This is a genomic window from Rossellomorea sp. ABR4_012 (assembly GCF_056159545.1).
This window is the reverse complement of sequence record NZ_JBSWVK010000001.1, coordinates 482300-508714: the sequence shown is the minus strand read 5'-3', so window position 1 is coordinate 508714 and position 26415 is coordinate 482300. Positions and strand designations below refer to the sequence as shown.

At 45.3% G+C, this 26415-nt stretch carries 25 protein-coding genes and 1 pseudogene; 15 read left to right on the top strand and 11 right to left on the bottom strand.

Annotated features, from left to right (window positions below; all coding sequences use genetic code 11):
- Positions 1–8: 8 nt before the first annotated feature.
- Entirely contained in the window at positions 9–767 is a 759-nt protein-coding gene (locus tag ACXAFV_RS02635; RefSeq protein WP_475124265.1) for a DUF4230 domain-containing protein, read from the bottom strand.
- A gap of 261 nt (positions 768–1028) precedes the next feature.
- On the opposite strand from ACXAFV_RS02635, the gene ACXAFV_RS02630 reads away from it, so the two are divergent.
- The 11 genes from ACXAFV_RS02630 to ACXAFV_RS02580 all read left to right on the top strand — a co-directional run bounded on the left by ACXAFV_RS02630 (position 1029) and on the right by ACXAFV_RS02580 (position 9075).
- The gene (locus ACXAFV_RS02630) at positions 1029–1379 is read left to right on the top strand and encodes a YflT domain-containing protein (protein ID WP_475124263.1); all 351 of its coding nucleotides are present in this window, start codon (positions 1029–1031) and stop codon (positions 1377–1379) included.
- A gap of 152 nt (positions 1380–1531) precedes the next feature.
- Complete coding sequence (pdxK, locus tag ACXAFV_RS02625) at positions 1532–2341, top strand: pyridoxine/pyridoxal/pyridoxamine kinase (protein ID WP_475124262.1); 810 nt, start codon at positions 1532–1534, stop codon at positions 2339–2341.
- A gap of 545 nt (positions 2342–2886) precedes the next feature.
- The gene (locus tag ACXAFV_RS02620) at positions 2887–3234 is read left to right on the top strand and encodes a YojF family protein (RefSeq protein WP_475124260.1); all 348 of its coding nucleotides are present in this window, start codon (positions 2887–2889) and stop codon (positions 3232–3234) included.
- Positions 3235–3250: 16 nt separating this feature from the next.
- Positions 3251–3934, top strand: a complete 684-nt coding sequence (bshB2, locus tag ACXAFV_RS02615; protein WP_475124259.1) for a bacillithiol biosynthesis deacetylase BshB2 — start codon at positions 3251–3253, stop codon at positions 3932–3934.
- A gap of 268 nt (positions 3935–4202) precedes the next feature.
- The gene (locus ACXAFV_RS02610) at positions 4203–4931 is read left to right on the top strand and encodes an ABC transporter ATP-binding protein (RefSeq protein WP_475124257.1); all 729 of its coding nucleotides are present in this window, start codon (positions 4203–4205) and stop codon (positions 4929–4931) included.
- Positions 4921–5937, top strand: a complete 1017-nt coding sequence (locus ACXAFV_RS02605) for an ABC transporter permease (protein ID WP_475124256.1) — start codon at positions 4921–4923, stop codon at positions 5935–5937. Before ACXAFV_RS02610 ends, ACXAFV_RS02605 begins: the two co-directional genes overlap by 11 nt.
- A gap of 29 nt (positions 5938–5966) precedes the next feature.
- The gene (locus tag ACXAFV_RS02600) at positions 5967–6614 is read left to right on the top strand and encodes a TetR/AcrR family transcriptional regulator (RefSeq protein ID WP_475124255.1); all 648 of its coding nucleotides are present in this window, start codon (positions 5967–5969) and stop codon (positions 6612–6614) included.
- A gap of 229 nt (positions 6615–6843) precedes the next feature.
- A complete protein-coding gene (locus ACXAFV_RS02595; protein ID WP_475124253.1) occupies positions 6844–7635 on the top strand; it encodes an SDR family NAD(P)-dependent oxidoreductase in 792 nt (263 codons plus the stop codon).
- A gap of 436 nt (positions 7636–8071) precedes the next feature.
- Positions 8072–8644 carry a sigma-70 family RNA polymerase sigma factor gene (locus ACXAFV_RS02590; protein ID WP_475124252.1) on the top strand — a complete coding sequence of 191 codons (573 nt, stop codon included), beginning with the start codon at positions 8072–8074 and terminating at the stop codon, positions 8642–8644.
- Between the two features lie 3 nt (positions 8645–8647).
- Complete coding sequence (locus ACXAFV_RS02585; RefSeq protein WP_475124251.1) at positions 8648–8866, top strand: hypothetical protein; 219 nt, start codon at positions 8648–8650, stop codon at positions 8864–8866.
- Between the two features lie 56 nt (positions 8867–8922).
- Positions 8923–9075: a YvrJ family protein gene (locus ACXAFV_RS02580; protein ID WP_475124249.1), complete on the top strand. Its 153-nt coding sequence runs from the start codon at positions 8923–8925 to the stop codon at positions 9073–9075.
- A gap of 65 nt (positions 9076–9140) precedes the next feature.
- Here ACXAFV_RS02580 and ACXAFV_RS02575 read toward each other — a convergent pair whose 3' ends face one another.
- Positions 9141–10229 (bottom strand): PQQ-dependent sugar dehydrogenase, encoded by a 1089-nt coding sequence (locus tag ACXAFV_RS02575; protein ID WP_475124248.1) that lies wholly within the window; start codon positions 10227–10229, stop codon positions 9141–9143.
- A 60-nt stretch (positions 10230–10289) separates the two neighbouring features.
- Positions 10290–11159, bottom strand: coding sequence for an HAD family hydrolase (locus tag ACXAFV_RS02570; RefSeq protein WP_475124247.1), 870 nt, complete (start codon positions 11157–11159; stop codon positions 10290–10292).
- Between the two features lie 258 nt (positions 11160–11417).
- Between ACXAFV_RS02570 and ACXAFV_RS02565 the strand changes: the two genes are divergently transcribed.
- From ACXAFV_RS02565 to ACXAFV_RS02555, 3 genes are all read left to right on the top strand, one after another.
- Positions 11418–12938, top strand: a complete 1521-nt coding sequence (locus ACXAFV_RS02565) for a BCCT family transporter (RefSeq protein WP_475124245.1) — start codon at positions 11418–11420, stop codon at positions 12936–12938.
- A gap of 529 nt (positions 12939–13467) precedes the next feature.
- Positions 13468–14781, top strand: coding sequence for a short-chain fatty acid transporter (locus ACXAFV_RS02560; RefSeq protein ID WP_475124244.1), 1314 nt, complete (start codon positions 13468–13470; stop codon positions 14779–14781).
- Positions 14782–15060: 279 nt separating this feature from the next.
- On the top strand, positions 15061–16419 hold the full coding sequence (locus ACXAFV_RS02555; protein ID WP_475124242.1) for a YjiH family protein: 1359 nt from the start codon (positions 15061–15063) through the stop codon (positions 16417–16419).
- Between the two features lie 541 nt (positions 16420–16960).
- On the opposite strand, the gene ACXAFV_RS02550 is transcribed toward ACXAFV_RS02555, so the two are convergent.
- From ACXAFV_RS02550 to ACXAFV_RS02530, 5 genes and pseudogenes are all read right to left on the bottom strand, one after another.
- On the bottom strand, positions 16961–18232 hold the full coding sequence (locus tag ACXAFV_RS02550; protein WP_475124241.1) for an ATP-binding protein: 1272 nt from the start codon (positions 18230–18232) through the stop codon (positions 16961–16963).
- Positions 18233–18566: 334 nt separating this feature from the next.
- Positions 18567–19508 carry an L-threonine 3-dehydrogenase gene (locus ACXAFV_RS02545; RefSeq protein ID WP_475124240.1) on the bottom strand — a complete coding sequence of 314 codons (942 nt, stop codon included), beginning with the start codon at positions 19506–19508 and terminating at the stop codon, positions 18567–18569.
- A 242-nt stretch (positions 19509–19750) separates the two neighbouring features.
- Positions 19751–20941, bottom strand: a complete 1191-nt coding sequence (locus tag ACXAFV_RS02540) for a glycine C-acetyltransferase (protein ID WP_475124239.1) — start codon at positions 20939–20941, stop codon at positions 19751–19753.
- Between the two features lie 177 nt (positions 20942–21118).
- Positions 21119–21342 (bottom strand): annotated as a pseudogene (locus ACXAFV_RS02535) (hypothetical protein).
- Positions 21343–21549: 207 nt separating this feature from the next.
- On the bottom strand, positions 21550–21993 hold the full coding sequence (locus tag ACXAFV_RS02530) for a peroxiredoxin-like family protein (RefSeq protein WP_475126044.1): 444 nt from the start codon (positions 21991–21993) through the stop codon (positions 21550–21552).
- A 319-nt stretch (positions 21994–22312) separates the two neighbouring features.
- Between ACXAFV_RS02530 and ACXAFV_RS02525 the strand changes: the two genes are divergently transcribed.
- Complete coding sequence (locus tag ACXAFV_RS02525; protein ID WP_475124238.1) at positions 22313–23962, top strand: L-lactate permease; 1650 nt, start codon at positions 22313–22315, stop codon at positions 23960–23962.
- 17 nt (positions 23963–23979) lie between these two features.
- Here the strand turns inward: ACXAFV_RS02525 and ACXAFV_RS02520 are convergent, their stop codons facing one another.
- The 3 genes from ACXAFV_RS02520 to ACXAFV_RS02510 form a co-directional block, all read right to left on the bottom strand.
- Positions 23980–24666, bottom strand: a complete 687-nt coding sequence (locus ACXAFV_RS02520; protein WP_475124236.1) for a DNA alkylation repair protein — start codon at positions 24664–24666, stop codon at positions 23980–23982.
- 135 nt (positions 24667–24801) lie between these two features.
- Positions 24802–25269 carry a DinB family protein gene (locus ACXAFV_RS02515; protein ID WP_475124234.1) on the bottom strand — a complete coding sequence of 156 codons (468 nt, stop codon included), beginning with the start codon at positions 25267–25269 and terminating at the stop codon, positions 24802–24804.
- A gap of 127 nt (positions 25270–25396) precedes the next feature.
- The gene (locus ACXAFV_RS02510) at positions 25397–26041 is read right to left on the bottom strand and encodes a YczE/YyaS/YitT family protein (RefSeq protein ID WP_475124233.1); all 645 of its coding nucleotides are present in this window, start codon (positions 26039–26041) and stop codon (positions 25397–25399) included.
- Between the last annotated feature and the right edge of the window lie 374 nt (positions 26042–26415).

Below are 26415 nucleotides of genomic sequence, written 5' to 3'. Positions count from 1 at the left end.
CATCCTTTCTATCTCTCGTACGTGATGGTCACTTTATAGCCTAATTGTTCAAAAAATCCCTTTAAGGATTTTTCGGCATTTTTTTCTGCAGCCTGAAGCAGACCTTGTTCGATCGCTTCCTGACTGATCAGATCCTTCGCCACTTCAGCAAGGGCAAAGCCTTCATTCCAATCGACATCACTTCTGAAAATCCCTTCCACTGAAAATGTTTTAATATTTTCAGTATCAATGGATGGCTCCTGAAGGATCTCCGCCTGTGGAAGCGTCAGCTGAATCTCTTTCTTCTCTTCATCTACCACTATATCGCTTTTATCAATCTGCTGTAAATCCACGCCAGCGAGCACCGTCCCCGGTACCACCATCAACAGCTTGCGTTTGGTGCCCGGAATGTCAGCACTGATATCTTTTCCAAATAGCTGATTATCCTCCTGCTCAATGACCGCTTTCACAAACCCTTGAGCCGTCGCCAGCGAACTCATTTCCTGAATGCGTTCAACAAACGACCCTTTTTCTTCTGTAAAAGTAGAGCCCCCCAGCCAAGCGTACATCCCGATGGCGGTCCCGCCTACCAATACAATGATCAAAAGCAGAATGAGCAGTAACCGATTCTTCCAAAAGGAAAGAACCGAAGTCATCAGCTTCCATGAATTCCTGCTGCTCCTACTTCTATAATCAACAGCCGCCGTGGCACTTGCTTCTCTCTCATTCGCTTTTAACTCTTCCAAAATCCCTTCCATCTGCCTGATCTTTTCATATTGTGTACTCAAACACTTCACCTTCCTTCCTTCTATTATAAGAAAATCTGTCGAATCTTGGAAACAATTATTCTCGCAAAAACAATTACTAGATTATGGAAGTTTTAATCTGTTTATAGCGGGAAAAGCAATAATAAGATCGAATAAGATCATTTGTTAGACTTAAAATTTCTTAATTAACAAGTTCCAGTAGTTTATTGGAGTGGAAGACGAAGTCTTCCACTGAAATAGACTGCGGTGTTTGAAAATCATTTTCCAGGAGGTTGAGAATGTATGTATAAAGTAGAAGTCGTTGAAAATGTAGTGGGAGCAAAAACAAAAATTGAGACGTTGACAGCAGAAGGCTTTACGAAAGAAGATATCTATGTCTTCGCACACGACAAACATCGTTCAGAGGATCTCACTGAAGGTACAGGCACCGAATCAATCGGGGTAAAAGAACAGGGAATGATCGAAAGCATGGGTAATCTGTTCAAAAGCCGCGGAGACGAGCTGCGTGCGAAGATGAAAGCTGCCGGCATGAACCAAACCGAAGCCGACACATACGAAGAAGAACTCGACAAAGGCAAACTGGTCATCGTTGCCAGCAAAGAAGCAAAAGCCAATAACCCAAGTCCGTTCTAATCAATGGAGTGGAAGGCCCGTCCCGCGATGCGTTAAAGCAGCGAGGGACGGGCCTTCTTTTTTATGAAAAGAAAGAACATTTGTAATTCCGTGTGCAGTATTATATTCTTTATTCAGACTAAATTGGACACGACAATAGGAGGTAATCACCCATGACATTGAAAAAGACCCTTACGATCGCAGGATCCGATACGAGCGGCGGAGCCGGTATCCAGGCGGACCTGAAAACATTCCAGGAGCACGGAGTATACGGAATGACCGCCCTGACGACAGTCGTCACGATGGACCCGAATAACCACTGGCACCATCATGTTCACCCGCTTTCAATCGATACGCTCGAAGCCCAATTAGAGACGGTTGTATCCGTCGGAATCGACGCAATGAAAACTGGCATGCTCGGCACGGTCGAAATCATCGAGCTTGCTGCTAAAAAAATCGATCAATTCGGCTTGGATAAAGTTGTGATCGATCCCGTTATGGTGTGCAAAGGGGAAGACGAAGTGCTCAATCCTGAAACAACGGATGCCATGAGAGAGCACCTTCTCCAGCGCGCGACAGTTGTAACACCGAACCTGTTTGAAGCAGGCCAGCTTGCTCAGACCGGTCCGATCAAAACGGTGGACGGCATGAAGGAAGCCGCTAAGAAAATCCATGACCTCGGAGCGAAAAACGTTGTCATCAAAGGCGGAAAACAGCTGGAACATGATAAAGCACTTGACCTCTTCTATGACGGCAGCGAATTCACCCTGTTAGAAGAAGAAAAAGTGGAAACGTCATATAACCACGGCGCAGGCTGTACGTTCGCAGCTGCCATCACATCGAACCTTGCAAACGGACAAGATGTGAAGGAAGCCGTTGAAAACGCTAAGAAATTTGTTACAGCAGCGATTAAGCACGGCTTTAAGCTGAACCAATATGTAGGCCCTGTCATGCACGGTGCTTATAATCGTGTTGAAAAATAAGTTCGAGGACTGCGGTGCCAGGCACAAATTGGATGATTTGTGCCTGGCACCTTTTTTTGGTGTGGGTGGTCGAAGGGGAGTTTGCTTGGAATAAAGATTTTTCGACAACTGGCTCAATTAATTTGATTCCTGCGCAATTATCATGAAAGTGGCGCAATTAATGAATAACCGGCGTAATAATTCTGAATGCGGCGCAATAAACTCGAAAGTAGCGCAATTAATATTACTATATTAATATTCCAGTCATATGGTCTGTCTTCAAAGCATGCTCAGTTAAGGATTTTATAAAAAAGAGCATTTTCCTCAGTAAAACTGAGATAACTCATTGAAAAACAAAGGAAAATTTGACAAAAACATTTTAAAATGACGAATAGCTTTTTTGTTCCCACATCACCCACTGCATCTACCGACTCAGAAGCTCTGGACTCACCCACCCGAATCCGCCGCCCCCCCTTCGAAACAGACTTTTCGCAATCACGGAAAAACTTTAGTAAAATGGAACATAATACGTAAGAGTCATTTTCTGTACCTAAGGAGGAAATGGAATGGAACCGATCAAGATCGCTGACGCTCAAGGATTGATCAATCAATTTGCCCGTCAGGATGTCTACATACATTTGGAAACGACGAACGGAGCATACGCCGCTCACTTCAACGAAGGCTTCTTCAACGCAGGGGCCTATATCCGCAACGCGAAAGTAAATTACGAACACGGGAAAATCATAGGGGACGGACCTTTCCGTGTCGGTTTGAAGATCGAGCTCGGCTGGATTTATGCCGAAGGCCTCACCCACTACGAAATGGATGAACACGGCCGCCTGCTGATGGCCGGCCACGGTGCCGACGGAAAGCTTGCCGTAGCACTTGAAATCAGCCCTACTCCGTTTAATTAAGAAAGGAGAGACCAGAATGGAAAAAGAAAGAAGAGTCCTTGTCATCTTCCCGCACCCGGATGATGAAGCATTCGGTGTGTCCGGAACGATTTCAACTCATATAAACAACGGAACCCCCGTTACGTACGCCTGCCTCACACTCGGTGAGATGGGGCGCAATCTCGGGAATCCCCCGTTTGCAACACGTGAATCACTACCGCTCATCCGAAAAAAAGAATTAAAAAAGGCAGCTGAAGCGATGGGTATCACGGACCTTCGCATGATGGGCTACCGCGATAAAACACTTGAGTTCGAAAACGACGAAAAACTCGCGAATATGGTGACTGAACTGATCGAAGAACTCGATCCCTCTTTGATCATCAGCTTCTACCCGGACTACTCTGTACATCCCGACCATGAAGCGACGGCAAGAGCAGTCGTCCGTGCAGTTCGCCGCCTTCCTAAAGGATCGCGTCCCAAGCTGCACTGCCTCGCTTTTTCAAAGAACTGCCGGGAAGAACTTGGCGAGCCGGATATCGTCATCGATATCACACCGGTAAGGGATCAAAAGATTGAAACGTTGAAAGCCCATATCTCACAAACAGCCTGGATGCTGAAAGACCTTGAAAAAGGCATTGAAGCAAACGATCCCGAAGCATTAAAATGGGTGACCACCGAAAACTTCTGGAGCTACCAGTGGGAAAACGATAAAGTGGAGTGAGGCAAAAAAGCCATTCTATTTTAAAAACTGAACGCATTTACTAAAGCATGGAACATCAGATGGATGGTTCATGCTTTTTTGTTGCAGGAAAACCGGGTTTCGAGTGATAATTTTTCAATACTGGATGATATTATTTCAAAGTGCGAGAATAATTTTTCAATACAAAAATGAGTGATTACTCACTTTACAAATCCGACCGAATAGACTATATTTTAAAGTGAGTAATCACTCACTAACCCATATCAACCTCTCGAAAGGTGTGAGAAACATGAGCTCAATCATTCAAATAAGCGAACTATCCAAATCATTTAAAACGCAGCAAGTATTGAAAAATGTATCTTTAGATATTCAGCCCGGTGAAATCTACGGTCTGCTCGGTCCGTCCGGTTCAGGCAAGACGACGCTGATCAAAATGATGATCGGCCTTGAGCTGCCTTCAGGCGGCAGTGTCACATTCAAAGGAAACAAGCTGAAAGCGAAAGAATTGTACCCGTCCATCGGCTATATGGCTCAGTCCGATGCCCTTTATGAAGAACTGACGGCGAAGGAGAATCTAGCTTTCACTGCTTCCCTTTACGGATTGAAAAAAGGGCAGCGTAAATACCAAATCGAAAAAGTGATGGAGATGGTCGACCTCCTCCCTCACCTCGATAAGCCGGTTAACCAATATTCAGGAGGCATGAAAAGAAGGCTATCGCTAGCCATTGCGCTTTTACATGACCCTGAGGTTCTTTTTCTCGATGAGCCGACCGTCGGAATCGACCCAGTGCTCAGAAAGGAGATTTGGGATGGGTTCCATGCGCTCAAAGACGATGGCAGGACGATCATCATCACGACACACGTCATGGATGAAGCAGAACGCTGCGACAGGCTTGGTCTCCTGCAGCATGGGGAAATCATATCAAGCGACACGCCTGATGCCATCAAAACGCAATACGGCGTAGGTTCCATTGAAGATGTATTTTTGAAAAATGGAGGTGTCACCCTTGAGAATTAGTGGATTCGTGATTCGTATCATCAGACAGCTTTTCCGGGATAAACGTACGCTGGCCCTTATGTTTATGGCCCCTCTCTTAATATTGACGATGCTTTCACTTGTATTTTCTTCAAAGGATTATGAGGCAAAGGTGGCAGTCGTCGCCGTACCGGAACAGCTTGAGGCTAAGCTGGATCTTGACGGTTTTGATTCCTATGAAAACAAAGACAAAGCATCGGAAGCGATGAAGGATGGGGAGTTGGATGGATATGTGACGTTCGAGGACACTACAGCACCTAATATCGTCGTGGAAGGAAGCGATCCATCGGTAAACGGAGCCGTGATGAAGAAGGTCCAAACTCTGTTTCCTTCTCAATCTGCGAATCTATCAGATCGAGTGACATTTTTATATGGAAACGAAGACATGGGGATGTTTGACTCATTTGGGCCTGTCCTGCTCGGATTCTTTGTATTCTTTTTCGTATTTTTAGTAAGCGGGGTTTCGTTTTTAAGAGAAAGAACAACCGGCACTCTTGAGAGGCTGTTGGCTTCACCGATCAAGATTTGGGAAATGGTTGTAAGCTATGTCATTGGTTTCGGGATTGTGACACTGCTGCAGGCAGCGCTGATTTCCTGGTATTCCATCTATATTCTCGACATGATGATGGCAGGCAGCTTCTTTAACGTGTTGATTGTGATCGTACTGCTTTCATTTACGGCCCTGACGCTCGGAATATTGCTGTCCGCTTTTGCCAAGAATGAGTTACAAATGATGCAGTTCATTCCGATTGTCGTAATACCGCAAATCTTCTTCTCCGGATTGTTCAATCTGGATACGATCTCGGAATGGCTCAGCTGGGTGGGACCGTTCACCCCGCTCTATTATGCAGCCGGGGCGCTCCGGGATGTGATGATCAGAGGCTTTGAGTTCAGTGATCTGCTTTTCAATCTGGCAGTCCTTGCCGGCTTTTCCCTGCTGTTTATAACGTTAAATGTTGCAGCGCTTAGAAAATACCGTAAAATATAAGGGACAACGACTACGTTAGGGGTTTACGCATGTCTGAAGAAAAAGATGTCTTTAAACAATTATTCAATCAGGAAGAACCGTTTACGGAGAAGCAGCAGAAGATCGTGGAAGCAGCGATCGAGATGTTTGCCGAAAAAGGCTACGCTGCGACGTCAACGAGCCAGATCGCAAAAAAAGCAGGCGTAGCGGAAGGCACCATCTTCCGCCATTATAAAACAAAGAAGGACCTGCTTCTTTCGATTGTTTCGCCTACCATCGCAAAATTGATCGCTCCATTCGTAATCCGGGATATCAACAAAGTATTGGACGCCAAATACGAACGTTATGAAGATTTCCTGAAGGCAATGATCCTGAACCGCCAGGAGTTTTTAAAGGATAATATGTCGGTTTTTAAAATCCTCATTCAGGAAATCCCGTTTCATCCCGAACTGAAGGAGCAATTCAAAGAACATATCGCGCAGAAAATCTTTGAAAAATTCACCGCTCTCGTCGATCACTATAAAGAAAAAGGCCAGATCATCGACCTTCCTTCGCCGGCAGTCGTACGCTTCTCGGCCACCAGCATATTCGGATTACTGCTCGTTCGCTATCTTTTCCTGCCGGAAGCGGACTGGGATGACGAAAAAGAGATCGAGATGACGGTACAGATGATTTTGAATGGTGTGGGGAAAGAATAAATCAGCTTGAAAGAGCACTGATTATGATGTCAGTGCTCTTTTTTTATAGGCTCATTTAAACTTCGCTGCCCGTTACAACTCTGTTTTCTGCCGGTCGGTAATGAACACCCACGTACTTTCACACTTTAAAGCACTCTGGGACGGGCCTTCATAATGCCTTCAAAATGTCGCCGTTTTACTCTCCATTATCACGGGTACAATACATTACATAGTAAGAGGAGGGACAAAAATGAACTTTCCATTTCATGATAAAACGTTAGAAGGACAGCACATTTTGGTTACCGGGGCGACCGGCGGAATCGGATATGCGGCGGCGAAAGCAGCGGCTGCAGCCGGTGCACGAGTGACAATAACGGGCAGAAATGAAGAAAAATTGAATGAATTGAGGAAGGAATGCGGCGAGGATAAGGTATTCGCGGTCAAAGCGGATCTGACCAAGCCCCAGGCCCGTGACCAGCTGGTTGAGTTTGCCGCGAACGAATTCGGCACGATTACCGGTCTCGTCAACTCGGCTGGCATCGGCGGCGGGGATATCGTTGAAAATCTGTCGGAAGACGATTTACGAAGCATCATGGAACTGAACTACTTTTCTGTGGTCGAGCTCACACAGCTCATTTATAAAGGCATGAAAGAACAACGGAAAGGGTCGATCGTCAATATTTCCTCCCTCTCCGGACTTCGGGGCACTCACGGCAACTCGGCGTACAGCGCATCCAAGTTCGCGGTCATCGGCTTCACGCAGGCGTTCGCCCTTGAAGCCATCGAAAATGGCGTGCGTCTCAATGCAATCTGTCCGGGCTATGTGGACACCGAAATGGGCCGTAACGCAATCAAATCCAAGGGTGAGCGTCACGGCCGAAGCTACGAGGAACAGTTGGAGCTTGCCAAAGAAAGCATCCCTTCCGGTCGGCTGACATCCCCTGAGGAAGTGGCGAACACGATAATCTTTTTATTGAGTGATGCTGCCGAAAACATCGTCGGTGAATCGGTCAAGATATCGGGCGGCAGCGTGATGAGGTGATTTTCCTCATAAAACCCGTCGTTTTTAAAACGGCGGGTGCATATTTTGAGCCAAGACTTAGATAAAACTACTATTTTTCCTTCTAAATATGTCCCTATCAAGCATTTAATTTTCAACTTCATGAGATTTATTTTCAACTTCACAACATTTATTTTTAACTTTTACGATTTTATTTTCAATTAACCAAACACACCCCTTTTCCCCCTCATATTCAAGTTATATTAGCTATTTCTCCCTTTCCAGGAAAAATTAGTCCCTTCCTCCCTTCATAAAAAAATCACTATATGGTTTAATGAATAGTACATTGGAACGATATTAATCAGTGAGGTTGTCATTTTTTTGATGAAGGTTTCTTTATATACTAAAAGCAGGAATAGCATCCGCCGCTTTTTTTTTAAACATTTAACCGAACATACGTTCTAATGGTGGTGAAAAAATGGATTCATTAAAAGAGAGATTTTACCGTATCTATCCGGATTTAAGAGGAAATAAAGCAGTGGAATCATTTATGACCCGGCCCGAACACCAGGAACTTTTGAAACAATTTTTGACGTCGCCAAGCGCTGCGGCAGAGGCTTGCCTGAATGAAGCATTCAAGGCCCATTATTTTGGCATCAGGTTCACTTCCTATGTAAGTTCATCCTTATATTTTCATAGCGTCAATTTTGATAAAAAAATCCGCCTTCATCGCGGCAGGCAGCTGCTGACTCTTGATCAGCCGCTCGGCGGGGATGAAGACGGGACGTTTAAAGATTTGATTAAAGACCCTGCACCATTTGATCCCGTTGAGGAAAAAAGTCTTGAAGATTCCATAAGCAGCGAGACCTTATTGAAGTCGTATAGAGCATTGTCGATCAGGCAAAGAAAGATACTGGATCTGGCTTATGTTGATGAATTAAACAATACAGAGATCGCAAAAGTCGTCGGGGTTTCTCAGCAAGCTGTATCCAAGGCGCACCGAAAAGCCCTGCGCATACTCAAATCAGCTTTACAGAAAGGAGATGGATAACCTATGAATATTCTTTACGACATGGTAAAAGAAGCTCAGGATAATAAAAGTTACGAAGCCAACGTGGTCCGTACTTTCGAACCGAAGATAAAAAAATCCCTGCAGCTGACCAAGCATGAAAACCGGGAAGATCTGGAGCAGGAATTAAAGATCAAGGTAATCAGTTATGTAAGAGGATATCCAATGGATGACGTGCCTGGACTTTTTGATTTGATGAAATAATGATTGATCCATACCAATCATTTCATAAAAAAAAATCAACCTGAGGAGGTCCTGTAATGGATTACTGCGCTCTAGTACAATTACTCGAGAATTTTGGATTTCCGATTGCCGTCACTCTCTTTCTACTTGTGAAAATGGAAAAGAAACTAGAAAAAATGGAAGCTGCCATCCACTCGCTACATGCTTCGAAGCAAGATGAACACAAATAAACGCAGAAAGACTGGCCCGTCTGCCAGTCTTTCTGCGCGATAGATTTATTAAAAGAAAAATCGTCCTATTCTTCCATGGTCAAAGATTCCAAATCCACTTCATAAAGCTTATCATCATTTTCCTTAGGGATTCCCCTGCCATCCGTGTTATTCGACACAAAATAGAGGGTATCCCCTTCGACCAGAACGTCCCGGATCCGGCCGAACCCATCTATCAGAGTCGCAACCTCTCTCGTTGCCGGATCAAAGAGTTTGACACTCTGGCCGCCAAGGGCGGCAAATAAGAGCTTATCTTTCCAAAAATCCGCTCCCGAGGGCGCCCAGGAAGGTTCCCCCGAATGGGCAAGGGGCGATACCATCCCTTCGGCAGTTTCGTCTCCTGTAATTTCCGGCCAGCCATAATTCTTCCCGGCCTGGAGGAGGTTCACTTCATCATAGCCATTCGGACCGTGCTCTGTACCATACAATTCTCCTTCATCATTCCAGGCGAGGCCTTGAGGGTTCCGGTGGCCAAATGAATATACCGGGGAGTCCCTGAACGGATTGTCACCCGGGATGCTGCCGTCCAGGTTTATCCGCAGGATTTTGCCGCCAAGGAAGGAGAGCTCCTGGGCTTTTTCTTTCTTGGTGGCATCTCCCGTGGTGATATACAGCTTCACGTCCGGCCCGATATTCAAGCGGCCCCCATGATGATACTGTGCCCCGCTTGGGATGTTATCGAGGAGGACCTCTGTTTCATCCCACGCATCCTCTGACCTTTGGAGCACTACCACCCTGTTATAAGGTGTCCCGTCTTCATCATTATAGGTGTAGTAGGCAAACGCCTGCTGATTTTCTTTGAAATCCGGATGAAGGACCAGCCCCATGAATCCTGCTTCGGGCTGACTGGCAAGCGGTTTGGATAGGTTCACGTTCATCTCGGTCTGCTTGCCGTCTTTGATTTCAACGATGCCTCCGGTCCGTTCTGTCAGGTAGAAATCCTCCCCATCCTTTACAATCGACCATGGAATGGAAAGATTTTTGGCCACCACTTTGTGTTCTGTACCGCGCTTGCTGACTGACTCGCTTTCTTCTTCTTGTTGTCCTCCACATGATGCCAGAATGAGCAGAAGTCCGATTGTCACAGCCAATCTTTTTTTTAAAATTGATCTCATCGGTCACTGGCTCCCTTTTCATTTTTTTCATCAGTATGGACAAATCGTGAAGCGTTCAATCTATTTCACAGGTGAGCGAAGGGCCTCCCTGATTGCTTTTGCCACGCCGTCTTCACGGTTAGGGGCTGTTTGGTACGCACAGAATCCCTTGACCTCATCTAGTGCGTTCCCCATGGCGACCGGCCTGCCGACTACTTTCATCATGGACAGATCATTCAGGTTATCGCCCATTGCCATCGCCTGCTCCGCAGAAAGACCTTTATCATTTAATAGCTTCTGCAAGGCCACACCTTTCTGCGCGTCGATGCTGTTCACTTCCAGGTTTTCTTTCCCTGAGGAGCTGACCGCAATCCCCTCGATGTCTTTCAGTTTTTCATTCGCTGCCTTCAGCTGATCATCCTCATATGAAAAAACGAGGAATTTATAAACGAGCTGAGATTCGTCATTGAATAGTGTCCCATAGTCTTCGACGAGCTTTATATGACCTTTTTCAAAACGTTCCCGTGCTGCCTGCCTTACTTGTTCTTCGCTCACTTCCGGGTTCGCTGTCGTGAAAATATCGACGATCAGCTCAATCCCCATCTCATAGTTTTCTGTATATGTGCCTTTGTCTGTATAGACTTCGAAATATATGCCCGTTTCGTTCAGGGCTGCTGCGATTTCTTTGGCGTGTGCAGACTGTATCCCCGCCTGATGGATGATTTCCCCGTCCTTATTTCGGACCTCTGCGCCATTTACACAGATGATATCGCAGGATATACCGGCATCCTTCAGGACGTAGTGCGCTTCTTCGTAAGAGCGTCCAGTTGCCACCATGAATTCAATCCCTTGATTTTGAGCGTTAAGAATCGCCTTTTTATTGGCTTCACTGACCTCTTGATGTTCATTTAATAATGTTCCATCCATATCGCTGGTAATGCTTGTGATCATCGTCAGTCACCTTTCATTTCTGTATTTTTCTGCTGTTGTTTGGTCTTTTGCCCAAGCTTCGGCGGCTTCCCTCAATAATCAGATCCGCCTGAACTTTTGTTATCTAGCATTGTACCAAAAGACCATCCATTTTTATAATAATTCCCCTTTATCCACAATACTTGCATGTTCATGCATATCTTCTAATGGATTGGGGTATGAGAATAATAGGAAAGTCTGCTTTAAATGGTGCAAGGCTATCAGAGGAGGAGTTTTTAGATGGAAAACAATCGGACATCCTTGAATAAAGTTTTTTGGATATCTGCCATTATCATTTCTGTTTTAGTGGTTTTTGGAGCTATATTTCCAAAGATGTTTGCTAAAGGGGCAACGGCAGCATTCGGATTCACTACATATGCATTTGGATGGTTCTACTTATTATCTGTATTGGTTTTTGTATTATTTTTACTTGTGCTTGCCATTAGTAAATATGGAAAGGTTCGGCTGGGCAGGGACGATGAAAGGCCGGAATATTCGTTCTTTACCTGGATCGGCATGTTGTTTTCTGCAGGATTCGGGATCGGCCTTGTATTCTGGGGAATCGCTGAGCCGATGAGTCATTTCTTTAAGACTCCGATTCCTGGGGTGGAGGCTCAAACAGAGGAGGCTGCCCGGCTTGCAATGGGGTATTCCTTCTTTCACTGGGGAGTGAGTCAATGGTCCGTTTTTGCAGTAGTGGGGCTGATCATTGCGTATTTCCAATTCAGAAAAGGGGAAAACGGTTTGATTTCCACATCCCTGTCACCCATGTTTGGGCGCCGCAAGAGAGCCAAAGGAATCAAAAGCACCATTGATATTCTGGCCGTGATTGCGACCGTGATGGGAGTCGCCACTTCGCTCGGGCTTGGTATCCTTCAAATCAACGGTGGTTTGAATACTGTTTTCGGCATGGATGAAAGTACACTTTCCCAGTTGCTGATCGTAGCCGTTCTGTTGATTCTATACCTGACTTCGTCGACGACGGGTCTTGATAAAGGGATCAAATGGCTGAGCAATCTTAACTTGACATTGGCCTTGCTTCTTATGGTCTTTGTCTTTATTGCCGGGCCTACGGTATTCATTTTGAATACGTTCACTCTTGGGATCGGCGACTATATCACCAATTTCATCCGCTACAGCTTGCGTCTTACCCCATACCAGGGCGGGACGTGGGTTCAGGACTGGACTATCTTCTACTGGGCATGGGCAATCGCATGGTCTCCATTTGTCGGTGCGTTTGTTGCGCGCGTTTCCAGAGGGCGGACGATACGGGAATTCATTGTCGGTGTCCTGATCATGCCTCCATTCATCGCACTCTTGTGGATTGCGGTCTTTGGCGGAACGGCCCTCCATTTTGACTTATTCGGAGGCACATCAATTGCAGAAGCGGTGGATAAAGACGTAACGAGTGCATTATTCTCGACCTATGCACAAATGCCGTTTACGATGCTGCTCAATGTTTTATCCATCCTGCTGATTTTCACTTTCCTGATTACGTCAGCTGACTCAGCCACGTACATTTTGAGCAGCATGACAACAGAAGGAAGCCTGAACCCGCCGATGCTTGTAAAAATGGTCTGGGGCGTGCTCATAGCTGCCATCGCAGCCGTACTTCTCTTATCGAGTGGATTAGAGGGACTGCAAACCGCCTCGCTCGTATCGGCACTGCCATTCACGGTGATCCTGCTGCTCATGTGCTTCACCCTCTTCACTCTGCTGAGGAAAGAAATAAAACGAAAGCCGAAAGTTCAGAAGAAATAACTGCACTGAATAAAATGCCCGGTTTCTCTTATAAAGAGGGACCGGGTATTTTCTATATAAGAATGTTATTTATTGGATAATAATCTGTCAAATTTAATAATAAAGTGACATTAAAAATTATTATAAATTGAAAGTCCGTAGTGGATTGAAGCGGAAGGCATTTGACTCCGACGGGAAATAGAGGAAACGTCGAGACCTGTCCAGCTCCGGCGGCTAGCCCCTCGAGGTCATAAGCTAAATGGACCAAGAAGGCCAAGAACGCCTTCCCGGCCCATTCATCTTATGCTTGTCGGGGCTGAACCAGCCGCCTCCGCTTTTCTGACCCACAGGAGCGCAGCGACGAGGAGGCTCGACTTCCTCCCTGCGGAAAGCAAATGCCTGACGCGCAAAGGAACGGTCAACGATGTACTATCCAAACAAAATAATAAGAAAATTAATAATTTTGAAAGGGTTTTCACATATCATTATAGAAGAATAGGAAATGGGATGGTTTTATAAAGAAAAAAAGAGACAAAGGGGAGGAAATGAATTGAAACCGTTAATTTCATTATCAAACAGGATTATGCAGAGATATCTGCCCGATCCGTTCCTGTTTGTGGTCATCTTGACCCTGGCTGTATTCGGCTTGGGACTAATCTTCACAGACAGTACAAGCATGCAGATGGTCCAGTTCTGGGGTGAAGGATTCTGGGCGCTCCTGGCATTTTCCATGCAAATGGTGCTGGTTCTTGTAACCGGTTATGTACTGGCGAGCAGTCCGGTATTTAAACGATTCCTTGGCTTCCTTGCTTCTTTTGCTAAATCTCCTGGATCAGCGATTGTCATCGTTACGATTGTATCGATGATAGCAAGCTGGATCAACTGGGGATTCGGGCTGGTTATCGGTGCGCTTTTTGCAAAAGAGCTGGCGAAAAGGGTAAAAGGTGTTGATTACCGGTTGCTTATCGCAAGCGCCTATTCGGGGTTTGTTGTCTGGCATGCAGGTTTTTCAGGCTCAATTCCATTATCGATTGCAACCGAGGGTCATCCATTTCAGGACATGATCGGAGTCATTTCAACAAGTGATACGATTTTTGCTTCATTCAATATCATTATCGTGGCTGTATTATTTGTCGCACTTCCGATTACGGCGAGATTACTGATGCCTTCGAAGGAAGAGACCGTGACAGTAGATCCTTCTGTATTCAATGAAACAGCTGCTACTGTTGAAACTGGACCTATGACACCTGCTGAAAAAATGGAAAACAGTATGGTCCTTTCAGTGATCATCGGGGTGCTGGGTGTGATTTTCCTTGGGTACTATTTTGTGAAAAATGGATTTGCCCTCAATTTAGACATAGTAAACTTCCTGTTCCTGTTCCTCGGCATCATTTTCCACGGGACACCGAAACGTTTTCTGGCTGCCGTTCAGGAAGCGGTCAAAGGGGCGGGCGGAATCATCATCCAGTTCCCTTTCTATGCCGGCATCATGGGGATGATGACGGCTTCTGGACTAGCCGTGGTCATGTCAGAGGCGTTTGTATCAATTTCAAATGATGTGACATTCTATTTCTTTGCATTCCTCAGCGCAGGGATCGTCAACTTCTTCGTGCCATCGGGCGGAGGACAATGGGCAGTACAGGCTCCAATCATGCTCGATGCTGCCCAAACCCTTGATGCCTCAGTGGCAAAAACAGCAATGGCAGTAGCATGGGGAGATGCATGGACCAATCTGATCCAGCCGTTCTGGGCGTTACCGGCCCTGGCCATTGCCGGATTGAAGGCAAAGGATATTATGGGCTATTGCGTATTTATACTCGTCATCAGCGGAATCATCATTTCGCTTGGATTGTTATTTTTATAACATAATTGAGCGGGCAGGCTCCATTAAGTCAGCCTGCCCCCGTCATTGAGGGTTTCTATTTAGATATAAACAATTTTGTTTATGTAAGACATGAACTGGGTATAAATCGGTTGGTGCCGAATAATCGCAGTATTTTCTCCATCCATTTACCTGCTGTCATGCCCAAATAGAAAATGCTTAACTGTTCAAGGCATGAATTTCCACCTAGACAAATTTATATCTATACATTAAAATGAATAATGTTTCATTCGAAGCATACAGATCATCAGAGGTGAATATATGAATCAGCAACGTTATCCACTAATTAGTCATTTACGATTTATCATTCCTTCATTAATAGGAATCTTTCTTTTTATCATTCCAATTCCTAAAGAAGACGGAATTACAATCCCGATCGCCATTTTATCAGGATGGCTGCAGGAGAACATCGGGACCTTTGTACCGGCAATCATGACCGGTTTGATCGTTTTAACCGTGATTGGGACTTTTATTACAAAAGCAGCTCAACCTGACATGATTAAGAAATCGCCATTTTTCTATAATCTTTTCAATGTACCGACGGTTTGGGTAGTTGTAAGGGTATTGGGTGCTGTTTACGCCATCATGACCTTATTCAAGCTCGGACCTGAGTGGGTATGGTCGGATGTCACCGGAGGACTTCTTCTAAGTTCCGAAGGACTTCTCACGATTTTATTCTCTGTCTTTTTATTTGCAGGGCTGTTCCTGCCTTTATTATTGAATTTCGGATTACTGGAATTATTCGGAGCTTTATTAACGAAGATCATGAGACCACTATTCGGATTACCAGGACGTTCTTCCATCGACTGTCTGGCTTCATGGCTAGGTGACGGAACGATCGGGGTACTTCTGACAAACAAGCAGTATGAAGAAGGATACTACACGAAGAAAGAAGCTGCCATCATCGGTACGACTTTCTCGGTTGTATCAATCACCTTCAGCTTAGTCGTGATTTCAGAAGTAGGATTGGGAGACTTTTTCATTCCGTTTTATCTAACGGTGGCAGCTTCCGGGCTGATTGCCGCAATCATCCTGCCGCGCATACCGCCTTTATCCCGCAAACCGAACACGTACTATAACGACCAAGAAGGAAAAGACACGATGGATGTCATTCCTGAAGGCTACACGCGTTTTGGCTACGGATATAAATCTGCGCTTGTACAAGCTAAGGCTAATAATAGCGTAACCAAATTCTTTGCGGATGGAATGAAGAACGTACTCGATATGTGGATGGGTGTTGCGCCAATCGTTATGGCAATCGGTACGACGGCATTGATCATCGCGGAGAACACGCCGTTCTTCGAATGGGTCGGAATGCCTTTCATTCCACTATTGGAGATTCTGCAGATTCCTGAAGCAGAGGAAGCATCCAAGTCCATTCTTGTCGGATTTGCCGATATGTTCCTGCCTGCAATCTTCGGTTCAGGAATTGAAAGTGAAATGACACGATTCGTGATTGCGTCATTATCTGTTACACAGTTGATTTACATGTCTGAAGTCGGTGGATTATTGCTTGGTTCAAAGATCCCGGTAGACTTTAAAGATCTTGTGATCATTTTCTTACAGCGTACGTTCTTGACATTGTTGGTCATTGTGGCGATTGCGCATATGATATTTTAATAGTTAATAGTTTAAAACCAGGTTCCTTTTTGAAGGGACCTGGTTTTTTATGTGAAAAACTTAGTTGGTATTCCTTTCAAGTGCCTACTAATACCGCTTTTGATTTCCGTGGAAGACTTCGCTTTCCGCGGGTAGCCCGTGAGCCTCCTCGATCGTTCCTGCGGGGTCTCACTTGTCTAGCTGCAGGGCTTAGAGGCACATGTCATAAGCCAAACCGACCAAGAAGGCAAAGAACGCCTTCCAGGCCGATTCGTCTTATGCCACACGCCTCTCTTCAAAGCCCTTCCGCTTTTCTTATTAGCTACTCTTCCCGCAGGAGTCTTCGTCTTCCACTCCAATCAAAAGCTGGAACGGTTAATAAATAAAACAAGTATACACAGAGATTTAATCTTTCTTGCCAACCATTACAAATCTAAAAACACTACTGGGAATTAACCAAGACCATACTGCTGTGCAAAGTCACACCTGAAATAAAAAGGATTCTACCAAATGATGTATCAACAAAAAAGACCGGCGCAGTATTTTGCACCAGTCTTACTTTTTATTCATTTCCCATATAACGGGGAAGCAGTACGTCCACCTTCGTCCCTATGTTGACTTCCGATTCGATATGGAGGCTGCCTTTGTGGTCTTCGAGGATTTTTTGGCTGATGGTGAGTCCCAGCCCCATTCCTTTTTCTTTGAGGGTGAAGAACGGTTCTCCGAGGCGTTTCAATCGCTCGGGTGGTATTCCTGTGCCCTGGTCGACTACGGAGATATTGATATGCTTTTCTCCGATTGTACAGTCGACCATTATTTCACCTTCATCCATGGCGTCGATTGCATTTTTTACGATATTAATTAGAACCTGGATGATTTGATTTTTGTCTCCGTACACTTCCAGAGGAGTTTCAGGACAATGTTCTTGAATGGTGATTCCTTTTAGAAGCGCTTCATGCCCCATCACCTTTGTAGTGTAATCAAGGACTTCCCTCATGTCGAATGCTGTGAATTCCCTCATTTGAGGCTTTGACAATATCAACAGCTCTCCCACGATTTGATTGATGCGGTCCATTTCAGAAGACATGACTGATAAATAGCTTTCAGCCACATGTTCGTTCTCTTCAAGCAGCTGGATGAACCCCTTGATGCTTGTGAGCGGATTCCTGATTTCGTGGGCAATCCCAGCCGCCAGTTCACCTACCACCGAAAGCTTTTCTTTCCTTAAGAGCATCTCCTCAGCCACTTTCTGCTGGGAAATATCCCTTCCGATGATCACGAGTCCTTTTCGGCTCTGGTCATTGTGAAACAAAGGGACTTTAATTACATCAAAAGTCTTGAATTCCCCGTTAGGAATATAAAACCCCTCTTCACACCGTGTTACCTTTCCTGCTTTCCATGATTGTTCATCCGACTCGGCACAATATTGAAAAGCATCCTTGAAAAATGGAACCAATTCCCCAAGGTCAAGATCGGTTTTCCCAAGATAATCTATATTTTCAAGGTTATAAAGCTGACGGCCAAATTGATTGACCTTCAGCCAGCGTCCCTCACCGTCTTTAAAGCAGACGAAGTCAGGCAGCGAGTGAAGAAGCGTCGACAATTGATTCTCTTCTTCTATCAATTGTTGATACTCTGTGAAAAAGGATTTCGCTTTTCTTTTCATCTTTAGGAGTACAAAGCCGCCGAGGACCAGTGTCAACACAGAGAAAACGATGTTCCATGGTCTATCCAAAAACAGCACAGACAGCAGCTGAAGTACGAATAGCAGGCCAACCAGCGCCAGCAGATTATTGAATTTTTCATTTTTGAAATAAACCTTATTCTCTTTCATGACGCCACCTGCGCTATCTTTTTTCTTGTATCGTACCATACGTCTTAATTTTCCGAGTAACTTTATTTGTATTATTCTATATTTCTATTCATTTTACAAATTGGAAAGGGTCAAAAATCATCATAGCACTAAACTTAATTCTCTATTCAAACACCGCTGTTGATTTCCGTGGAAGACTTCACTTTCCGCGGGTAGCCCGTGAGCCTCCTTGTCGCTGCACTCCTGCTCAAATGCGGCAACTGTTTTTAATAAAAACCATTGTGACACACTCACGAATATAAAACAAAAAAAGATTGATCACCTCATCAAAAGAAGGCAATCAATCTCTATAAAATTATTTCGCTTTTAGTTTATCCAGCATATCTGCTGTCATTTTTGCCAGGTCGTAGTCTGCTTTGAAGCCCCATTCGGCTTTTGCAGCGCTTGAATCGATGGCATCCGGCCAGCTTTCTGCGATTGACTGGCGGACAGGGTCTACGTCGTAGTCCAGTTTGAAGTCCGGCTGGTGGGCGCGGATCGCTGCAGCCACATCTTCCGGTGCGATGCTCATGGCAGATACGTTGAATGAGTTGCGGTGCTGAAGCTTTGAAGGATCTGCCTCCATCAGGTCTACGATTGCCTGAAGCGCATCCGGCATATACATCATGTCCATATACGTTCCTTCACCGATGTAGGACGTATAGGCGTTGTTCTTAATCGCCTCGTAGTAAATTTCCACCGCATAATCCGTCGTTCCACCGCCAGGGAGTGTTTCATAAGAAATCAAGCCTGGGAAGCGCAGTCCTCTTGTATCCACCCCAAACTTGTGGAAATAGTAATCAGATAAGAGCTCACCTGATACTTTATTCACTCCGTACATCGTCGTTGGACGCATGATCGTATCCTGTGGTGTTGAGTCTTTCGGCGTGGTTGGACCAAAAGCGCCGATCGAGCTTGGCGTAAAGAACTTGCAGTCCAATTCCCTTGCTGTTTCAAGAGCATTCACCAATCCGCCCATGTTCAAGTTCCATGCAAGTAGAGGCTTCTTTTCTGCAGTAGCCGATAATAAAGCGGCCAAGTGAATGATCGTATCGACGTTATTCTTTTTGGCGATGTCGAACATCTTTTCTGCATCCGTCACGTCCAGTTTCTCGAAATGGCCGTCTTGAACGACGTGGCTGTCCGTTTCACGGATATCCGTTGCAATGACATTATCAGAGCCATACTCTTTTCTAAGCTTCGCCGTAAGCTCAGAACCGATTTGACCCAATGCCCCTGTTAGTAAAATCTTTTTCATTCTGTTTCCTCCTGTAAGAAAAGCACAAGCGCCTTGTTCAGCCCCGACAACGCTCCTGGACCGACCGGTGAAGTTGTTCTTTGACTCCACCCGCCGGACCGAAACGTCTCGAGGGGCTAGGCGCTGGAGCTGGACAATTCTCCAATTAAAATTTATACATTCTTATAATACAAAAGCACGCTGCCGGGTTAACGAATCGTCCGTTCATCCGGCACGGTACCGTATATATTCTGATGTCTGTTTTAGATAATACCCATTTCCTTGCCGACTTTTTCATAAGCCGCAACTGCCTGATCAAGCATCTCTTTCGTATGAGCCGCTGAAGGCATGTTTCTCACACGTCCGGTTCCTCTTGGCACGGTCGGGAAGACGATCGACTTTGCATAAACGCCTTCTTCATACAGGCGTTTACTGAAGTCCTGCGTCGCTTTTTCTTCTCCGATGATAACCGGTGTGATCGGTGTCTCACTGTCTCCGATGTCAAAGCCGAGTTTCTTCAGGTTCTCTTTTAAATAGGCGCTGTTTTCCCACATCTTGTCCTGAAGCTCTGTACTGTTCATCAGTAGGTCAAGCGCTTCTGTACAAGCAGTCACGTCTGCCGGTGTTAAAGAAGTTGAGAACAGGAATGGACGGGAACGGACTTTCAGCCAGTCAATCAGGTTCTGTGTACCTGCTACATAGCCACCTACTACCCCGATTGCTTTTGACAGGGTACCCATTTGGAAATCGACTTTATCCTGCAGTCCGAAGTGCTTTACTGTACCTGCACCTTTTCCAAGAACGCCAGAGCCATGAGCGTCATCCACGTATGTCATCATATCAAATTCTTCTGCAATCTCCACGATTTCAGGAAGTTTACATACGTCTCCGTCCATGGAGAAGACACCGTCTGTGATGATCATGATTTTATTATATTGGCCGGATTCCTTCGCTTCCTTCGCTTTCGCACGGAGATCTTCCATATCAGAATGGTTGAAACGGATGATCTTTGCTTTTGAAAGACGGCAGCCATCAATGATCGACGCATGGTTCAGTTCGTCTGAAAGAATCGCATCGTTCTTATCCATCACCGCAGAAATCGCCGCCATATTACAGTTGAAGCCTGATTGATAGGCAATCGCCGCTTCTGTTCCCTTGAACTTCGCAAGCTTTTCCTCAAGCTTCACGTGCAAGTCAAGCGTACCGTTGATTGTACGCACGGCACCCGCTCCTACACCGTATTCTTTGACAGCTTCGATCGCTACTTTTTTCAGGCGCTCATCTGTTGCAAGTCCCAGATAGTTATTCGAAGAAAGGTTCACTAGCTTCTTCCCTTTAATGGTGATGACAGGTCCGTTCGCACCTTCTAAAGGATCGATTTCATTGTATAAACCGCGTGATTTTAAATCTTCGAGGTTTTCTTGTAAAAAAGAATCAAGAGTTTTGCTTGTCATTTGGATATCCTCCTTTGATATGTAAGCGATTTATAAACAGTTGTCCACTCCAAAAATACAGTAAATATCAGATATTTCTATATATTTCCTTGTTTTTAATCTATTTATTAGTTTAACATGTTTTTTGGTGATGGACAAAAAAATTATCTATTTTATTCATAAATTTAGTGTTCCCGATTAATGAAAAAAACTGCAGTTTTTTGTTGAAACTGCAGTCTTTTTCATGTTGTTTGTTTTCAGGATCATGTTAAACGTAGAATGACTGTTGAATGCCGCTTTTGATTTCCGTGCAAGACTTCGCTTTCCGCGGGCGAGCGAGGAGCCTCCTCGACGCTCTGCGTCTGCGGGGTCTCCCCAGCTTCGCTTTTCCCGCAGGAGTCTTCGTCTTGCACTCCAATCAATCGCTGGAACAAGCTAAAAACCACAAACATGTTCTAACAAAACCAATTAAGAGATCCGAACTAATGATAATTCTAATTAAAGAACCTTGAATTACAGTTCGGATTTCTCTTCAACTAAGACACTTATTGACCCATACATGTTCTCTTTTAATGTAGATGTATAAGCTAATACTTGTAGAATAATATATCGTCAACTTAACGCTTTTTCTATAAATTCGAATCTATCTTATCCAACAAAGCATCAATGCTTGCATGGTCCTCAGGCGATTGGTCGATGTGTTTCCAGACGACTTTTCCTTTTTCATCAAAGAGGAATGTTGCTCCCTGGATGTAGACGTCCTGGGTTTTCATGGATTTTTGGACAAATTTCTTTTGGCCTTGTTCATCGGGCAGGAAGTTTTTCACTTTTCCTGTTATAAAGCCGAACATTGCTTTGCTTAAGAGCTTCCATTTCGGCATGGTGACGGTGCCAGCTTGTTTGTATCCTTCGCGGGAAGGATCCCCGTATATAGTGAATGGGAAAGGGCCGAATTCTTCTAGGAATTGAGAAACGAAGCTTCCTTTGGATGGTGCGATGACCACTAATTGAATCCCTCTTTTTTTAAATTCTTCAACGCGCTCACGCAACTGCATGAGGTAATTCCTGCAGATCGGTCAGCCAAGGTGGCGGACAAAGATGACTGCGGATTTCTTGTCTTGAAGAAGCGTGTTAATGTTCACTTCTTCCTGTGAATCGGGACGTTCGAGCTTAAAGTCCATGAAATGACCTCCTCATTCTTTGTATTTCTATCATACCTAATCGGGAAAGAAACATTCAAAATATAGGGCTTACAGAACTCTCTCCTGCTCCTATTTCTTGAACAGGAAGGCAGTCTATCATACGTTGTCATAAATCGTTCATAAAAGTTTGTGAAATAGTGAGCAAATAGATATACAATATGAGTATAAATTATAAAAGCAGGTGAACATCTTGAGTATCCTTGAGCTTCTCACTTCTCTGACACCCATACTATCTGTCTTCATTTTTCTTGTGTTATTCCGTCTGCCGGCTTCCGTGGCGATGCCCGTCAGCTTCCTTGTGACGGCTCTATTGGGTTTTGCTGTGTGGAAAATCCCATTCGTACAGCTTGGGGCTGCGACGATCGAAGGAATCATTATTTCGATTTCCATCCTATGGATCGTATTCGGGGCCATCCTCCTGTTAAATACATTGAGTAACAGCGGGGCAATGGGGACCATCCGCAATGGATTTTCCGTCATTTCCCCTGACCGCCGGGTACAACTGATCATCATCGCTTGGTTATTCGGTTCTTTCATCGAGGGCGCTGCAGGATTCGGAACACCTGCTGCCATTGGTGCTCCACTGCTCGTCGCTTTGGGATTTCCGGCGCTCGCCGCTGTTTCGCTTGCTCTGATTGCCGACAGCAGTGCCGTATCTTTCGGTGCGGTCGGGACACCGGTACTGGTTGGGGTCGACCAAGGACTGAGACAAGGGGGATCCCTTGCAGAACAAGTATCTCAGCAAATCGGTAATGGGAATATGCTCGACTATCTGAGCTCTGTTGCCAGCCAGACTGTCAGCATCGATCTCTTTATAGGCAGTTTTATCCCATTGATTCTGGTTGCGATTCTGACCCGCTTTTTTGGGGAAAATCGTTCTTGGAAAGAAGGCCTGGCTGTGTGGAAGTTCGCTCTTTTCGCAGGATTCAGTTTTACGATTCCTGCCTGGCTCGTCGCGGCTTTCCTGGGACCTGAATTCCCTTCCATCATCGGCGGGCTTGCGGGACTGCTTCTGGTCGTGCCGGCAGCCAAAAAAGGGTTTCTGCTGCCAGATGAAGTGTGGGATTTTCAGGTGAAGCCAGCAGATGAACAAGGACAAGAAAAGATTCCAGTACGGAGTATGCCCATATGGCTGGCATGGTCACCATACATCCTGGTCGCTCTGTTTCTAGTCCTCACAAGACTTGATTTCCTCCCATTTAAAAGTTGGCTGCGGAGTTTAAAAGTGGGATGGACTGACATTCTCGGAACGACGATTTCAACTCAGTTTGAGCCTCTCTATCTGCCGGGTACCATTTTCTTTACCGTGATGCTCATTACATTCTTCATTCACAGAATGAAGCCAACGCAGATCAAAGACACGTTGAAGAGCTCCATCATCACGATGAAAGGGACCATGATCTCATTGATGACAGCAGTGCCGATGGTGAGAATCTTCATTAATTCCGACCTGAATGAAAGCGGGCTTCTCAGCATGCCGATGGAGCTTGCCATACTGATGTCAGGGACAATCGGGGAAGGATGGCCGCTTGCTGCGCCTTTGATCGGTGCTCTCGGCTCATTCATCTCCGGCAGTGCAACCTTCAGCAATATGATGTTTTCACTTTTTCAATTCAGTGTAGCCGACCAAATTTCAGCTGCACCTGATGTGATCCTTGCCCTTCAAGTGCTCGGTGCCAATGCCGGAAACATGGTCTGCGTCCTGAACGTTGTCGCGGCAGCCTCTGTTGTCGGACTGAGCGGAAAAGAGGGTCAGATCATCAGGATCACACTGCTTCCTATGATCCTATATGTGTTATTAGGTGGCTTGTTTGGTATCCTATTAGTCTATGTCATCTAGGCAAAAAGCGAAGGGCATCATCCCTTCGCTTTTTCCAGTCTTTTGATATGCTTCAATCCTTCCCGCTTACTTAAAGGAGCGAGATTCTCCCTGTCGATGAACTGCTGGACAGCTTCAGGGTCCGTCTTCGAATATTCCCTGAGGGCCCACCCAATGGCTTTCTGGATAAAAAATTCCTTGGACTCATTGTGCATGAGGATGTAGCGGAAAAGGCGTTCTTTATCAGTCTTGTCTTTGTACTTCAACTGGTGAAGGATCGCTGTCCGGTTCAACCAGAAGTCCTCTGAGTGTATCCACTTTTCGAGATACTCATCCGCATTATCTTTTTCATGGATTCTCCCAACGAGGTTTGAAGCGATAAGATCTATCGTATCCCACCATGATCCCGTCAATATTATCTCTTCCATGAGAGGGAGATGTTCTCTCGTAAGATACCTTGCCTGCTTATCCAGAAGCGTCATTGCAGAATATTGACACTCACGCTGCGGCTCTCTCCAAAGGGAACGGACAATCTCCGGCAGTTCTTCAACCTGCGGCTTTCCGTTTTCTTTTAAAAATTCGCGCATCAACGCATTCCGTTCAGGGGTCTTAATGCCAAAAAACGCAAATTGATTGCGCATATATTTCTCCATCGCTTCCCGATTTTCCTCATTTTGATTCTCTCTCAATAGGGTTACCAATCGATCCGCATACTCATGACCCATCCTTCTTTTCCTCCTCTTCATGACAGTCGAAACATTGAATCTTTCCGCTGTCCTTTTTTACACCGTTAAAAAAACCATCAAGGCAATAAATCGGCTTTTGACAAGTGTCGCAGTGACCTACAAGCTCTTTCATTCCTATGCGTCCTCTTTTTCCCTCAAGTAATAGATATAATCCGTAGAAACCCCCTTTTCACCAAGCTGCCAGAGCATAGCAGTAATATTTCCACGGTGATAGGTGCCATGGTTGACCAAATGATTCAAGATTTCAACCCTGTTATTATTAAAAGTTTCACCTTCAGAAGTCGTGTAGCTGATGGAAACAAGATGATCCGACATGTCACCAAGCCATTCCAAGATTTCGTTATGTAAATCAGAAAAATCCAATTCGCACTCTTCCACTGTTTCAAACATTCTCTTTTCAATCGGCGCACGCTCACCCTTCAATCTTGAAAACCACAGCGCATCCACTTCAAAGAGATGAAAGAGCGTCCTTTCCACCGAAGGAAACACACTTTGAAGTTCTTTGTGAAAAATTCCTTGAGGGAGGGTCTTTAAGTGATCCAATAGTTTTTGGGTAGCCCATACATGATAAGTAAATTCCATTATCTATCCACTCCTTTACTCTAGTAGTTCTCTCCCCATGGAAGAAATCCCTTGTCACGCCTATTAATTAACTTTTAATCAATACGGTGCGGAGTGATTTAAAATTCGATATAAAAAAACAATCCCCTCAACTTGCAAGGGGATTGTCTCTTTTCGCTAATTGTTTTGTAAGGACGTATGCCAGAAGCTTCTTGCTTTGCGGCAGAGAAATGCCAACGATGGAACCAAGGCCGAGCGCAATGACGACCGTCCCGATTCCGACTGGACCTTCAAGCAGCCATCCGAAGAAGAAGACGATGAGCTCCATCCCATTCCGGACCCATTGCACCTTCCAGCCCGTTTTTTCTGTAACCAGAAGCATCAGGCTGTCCCGCGGTCCCGCTCCTAAATCAGCGGAAACATAGAGTCCGATTCCGTACCCGATCACCAGGATCCCGATGGCAAATACAATCGCCTGAGCCGCGAACGACTCCGGATCCGGAATCAGGAAATTAAATAAATCTATGAAAATACCAATTAAAAGCATATTTAAAAATGCACCGATTTTCGGAAATGATCTGGTTCCGATGCCGGTGATCAGCAGTATGATAAGTCCGGCGATGATCGACCATGTCCCGATCGTAAGGCCGATCTGCTTAAACAGTCCATAGTGAAACACATCCCATGGGCCGATTCCAAGATCCTTTCCTTTGATCGTAAGTGTAATTCCCAAGGCCAGTACAAGCAAGCCGACAAAGAAAAACGCCCAGCGAATCACGAATTCTCTTCTCATGAAAATCCCTTCCCAATCTGTATAAATTCCTTAATACCCGGATAACTGTAACACAGATGGGAAAACAAAAAAATTTCATAAAACCTATCGGGTTGGTGAGGTATTTACCTTTTAACACCGCAGTTGATTTCCCTGGAAGACTTCGCTTTCCGCGGGTAGCCCGTGAGCCTCCTCGGTCGTTCCTCCCTGCGGGGCAGAAAAGCGGAGGCGGCTTGCCCAGAGGCGACAAGCATAAGGCGAGCCAGACGGAAAGGCGTCCTTTGCCTTTTTGGCTGGCTTGACTTATGACCTCGAGCCTCTAGCCGCCAGAGCTGGACAAGTCTCACATAAGCTACTTTTCCCGCAGGAGTCTTCGTCTTCCACTCCAATCAACT

Coding starts and splice junctions, on each gene's coding strand:
- ACXAFV_RS02630 (WP_475124263.1), top strand. CDS start 1,029: ATGTATAAAGTAGAAGTCGTTGAAAATGTAGTGGGAGCAAAAACAAAA.
- pdxK (WP_475124262.1), top strand. CDS start 1,532: ATGACATTGAAAAAGACCCTTACGATCGCAGGATCCGATACGAGCGGC.
- ACXAFV_RS02620 (WP_475124260.1), top strand. CDS start 2,887: ATGGAACCGATCAAGATCGCTGACGCTCAAGGATTGATCAATCAATTT.
- bshB2 (WP_475124259.1), top strand. CDS start 3,251: ATGGAAAAAGAAAGAAGAGTCCTTGTCATCTTCCCGCACCCGGATGAT.
- ACXAFV_RS02610 (WP_475124257.1), top strand. CDS start 4,203: ATGAGCTCAATCATTCAAATAAGCGAACTATCCAAATCATTTAAAACG.
- ACXAFV_RS02600 (WP_475124255.1), top strand. CDS start 5,967: ATGTCTGAAGAAAAAGATGTCTTTAAACAATTATTCAATCAGGAAGAA.
- ACXAFV_RS02595 (WP_475124253.1), top strand. CDS start 6,844: ATGAACTTTCCATTTCATGATAAAACGTTAGAAGGACAGCACATTTTG.
- ACXAFV_RS02590 (WP_475124252.1), top strand. CDS start 8,072: ATGGATTCATTAAAAGAGAGATTTTACCGTATCTATCCGGATTTAAGA.
- ACXAFV_RS02585 (WP_475124251.1), top strand. CDS start 8,648: ATGAATATTCTTTACGACATGGTAAAAGAAGCTCAGGATAATAAAAGT.
- ACXAFV_RS02580 (WP_475124249.1), top strand. CDS start 8,923: ATGGATTACTGCGCTCTAGTACAATTACTCGAGAATTTTGGATTTCCG.
- ACXAFV_RS02575 (WP_475124248.1), bottom strand. CDS start 10,229: ATGAGATCAATTTTAAAAAAAAGATTGGCTGTGACAATCGGACTTCTG.
- ACXAFV_RS02570 (WP_475124247.1), bottom strand. CDS start 11,159: ATGATCACAAGCATTACCAGCGATATGGATGGAACATTATTAAATGAA.
- ACXAFV_RS02565 (WP_475124245.1), top strand. CDS start 11,418: ATGGAAAACAATCGGACATCCTTGAATAAAGTTTTTTGGATATCTGCC.
- ACXAFV_RS02555 (WP_475124242.1), top strand. CDS start 15,061: ATGAATCAGCAACGTTATCCACTAATTAGTCATTTACGATTTATCATT.
- ACXAFV_RS02550 (WP_475124241.1), bottom strand. CDS start 18,232: ATGAAAGAGAATAAGGTTTATTTCAAAAATGAAAAATTCAATAATCTG.
- ACXAFV_RS02545 (WP_475124240.1), bottom strand. CDS start 19,508: ATGAAAAAGATTTTACTAACAGGGGCATTGGGTCAAATCGGTTCTGAG.
- ACXAFV_RS02540 (WP_475124239.1), bottom strand. CDS start 20,941: ATGACAAGCAAAACTCTTGATTCTTTTTTACAAGAAAACCTCGAAGAT.
- ACXAFV_RS02520 (WP_475124236.1), bottom strand. CDS start 24,666: ATGGGTCATGAGTATGCGGATCGATTGGTAACCCTATTGAGAGAGAAT.
- ACXAFV_RS02515 (WP_475124234.1), bottom strand. CDS start 25,269: ATGGAATTTACTTATCATGTATGGGCTACCCAAAAACTATTGGATCAC.
- ACXAFV_RS02510 (WP_475124233.1), bottom strand. CDS start 26,041: ATGAGAAGAGAATTCGTGATTCGCTGGGCGTTTTTCTTTGTCGGCTTG.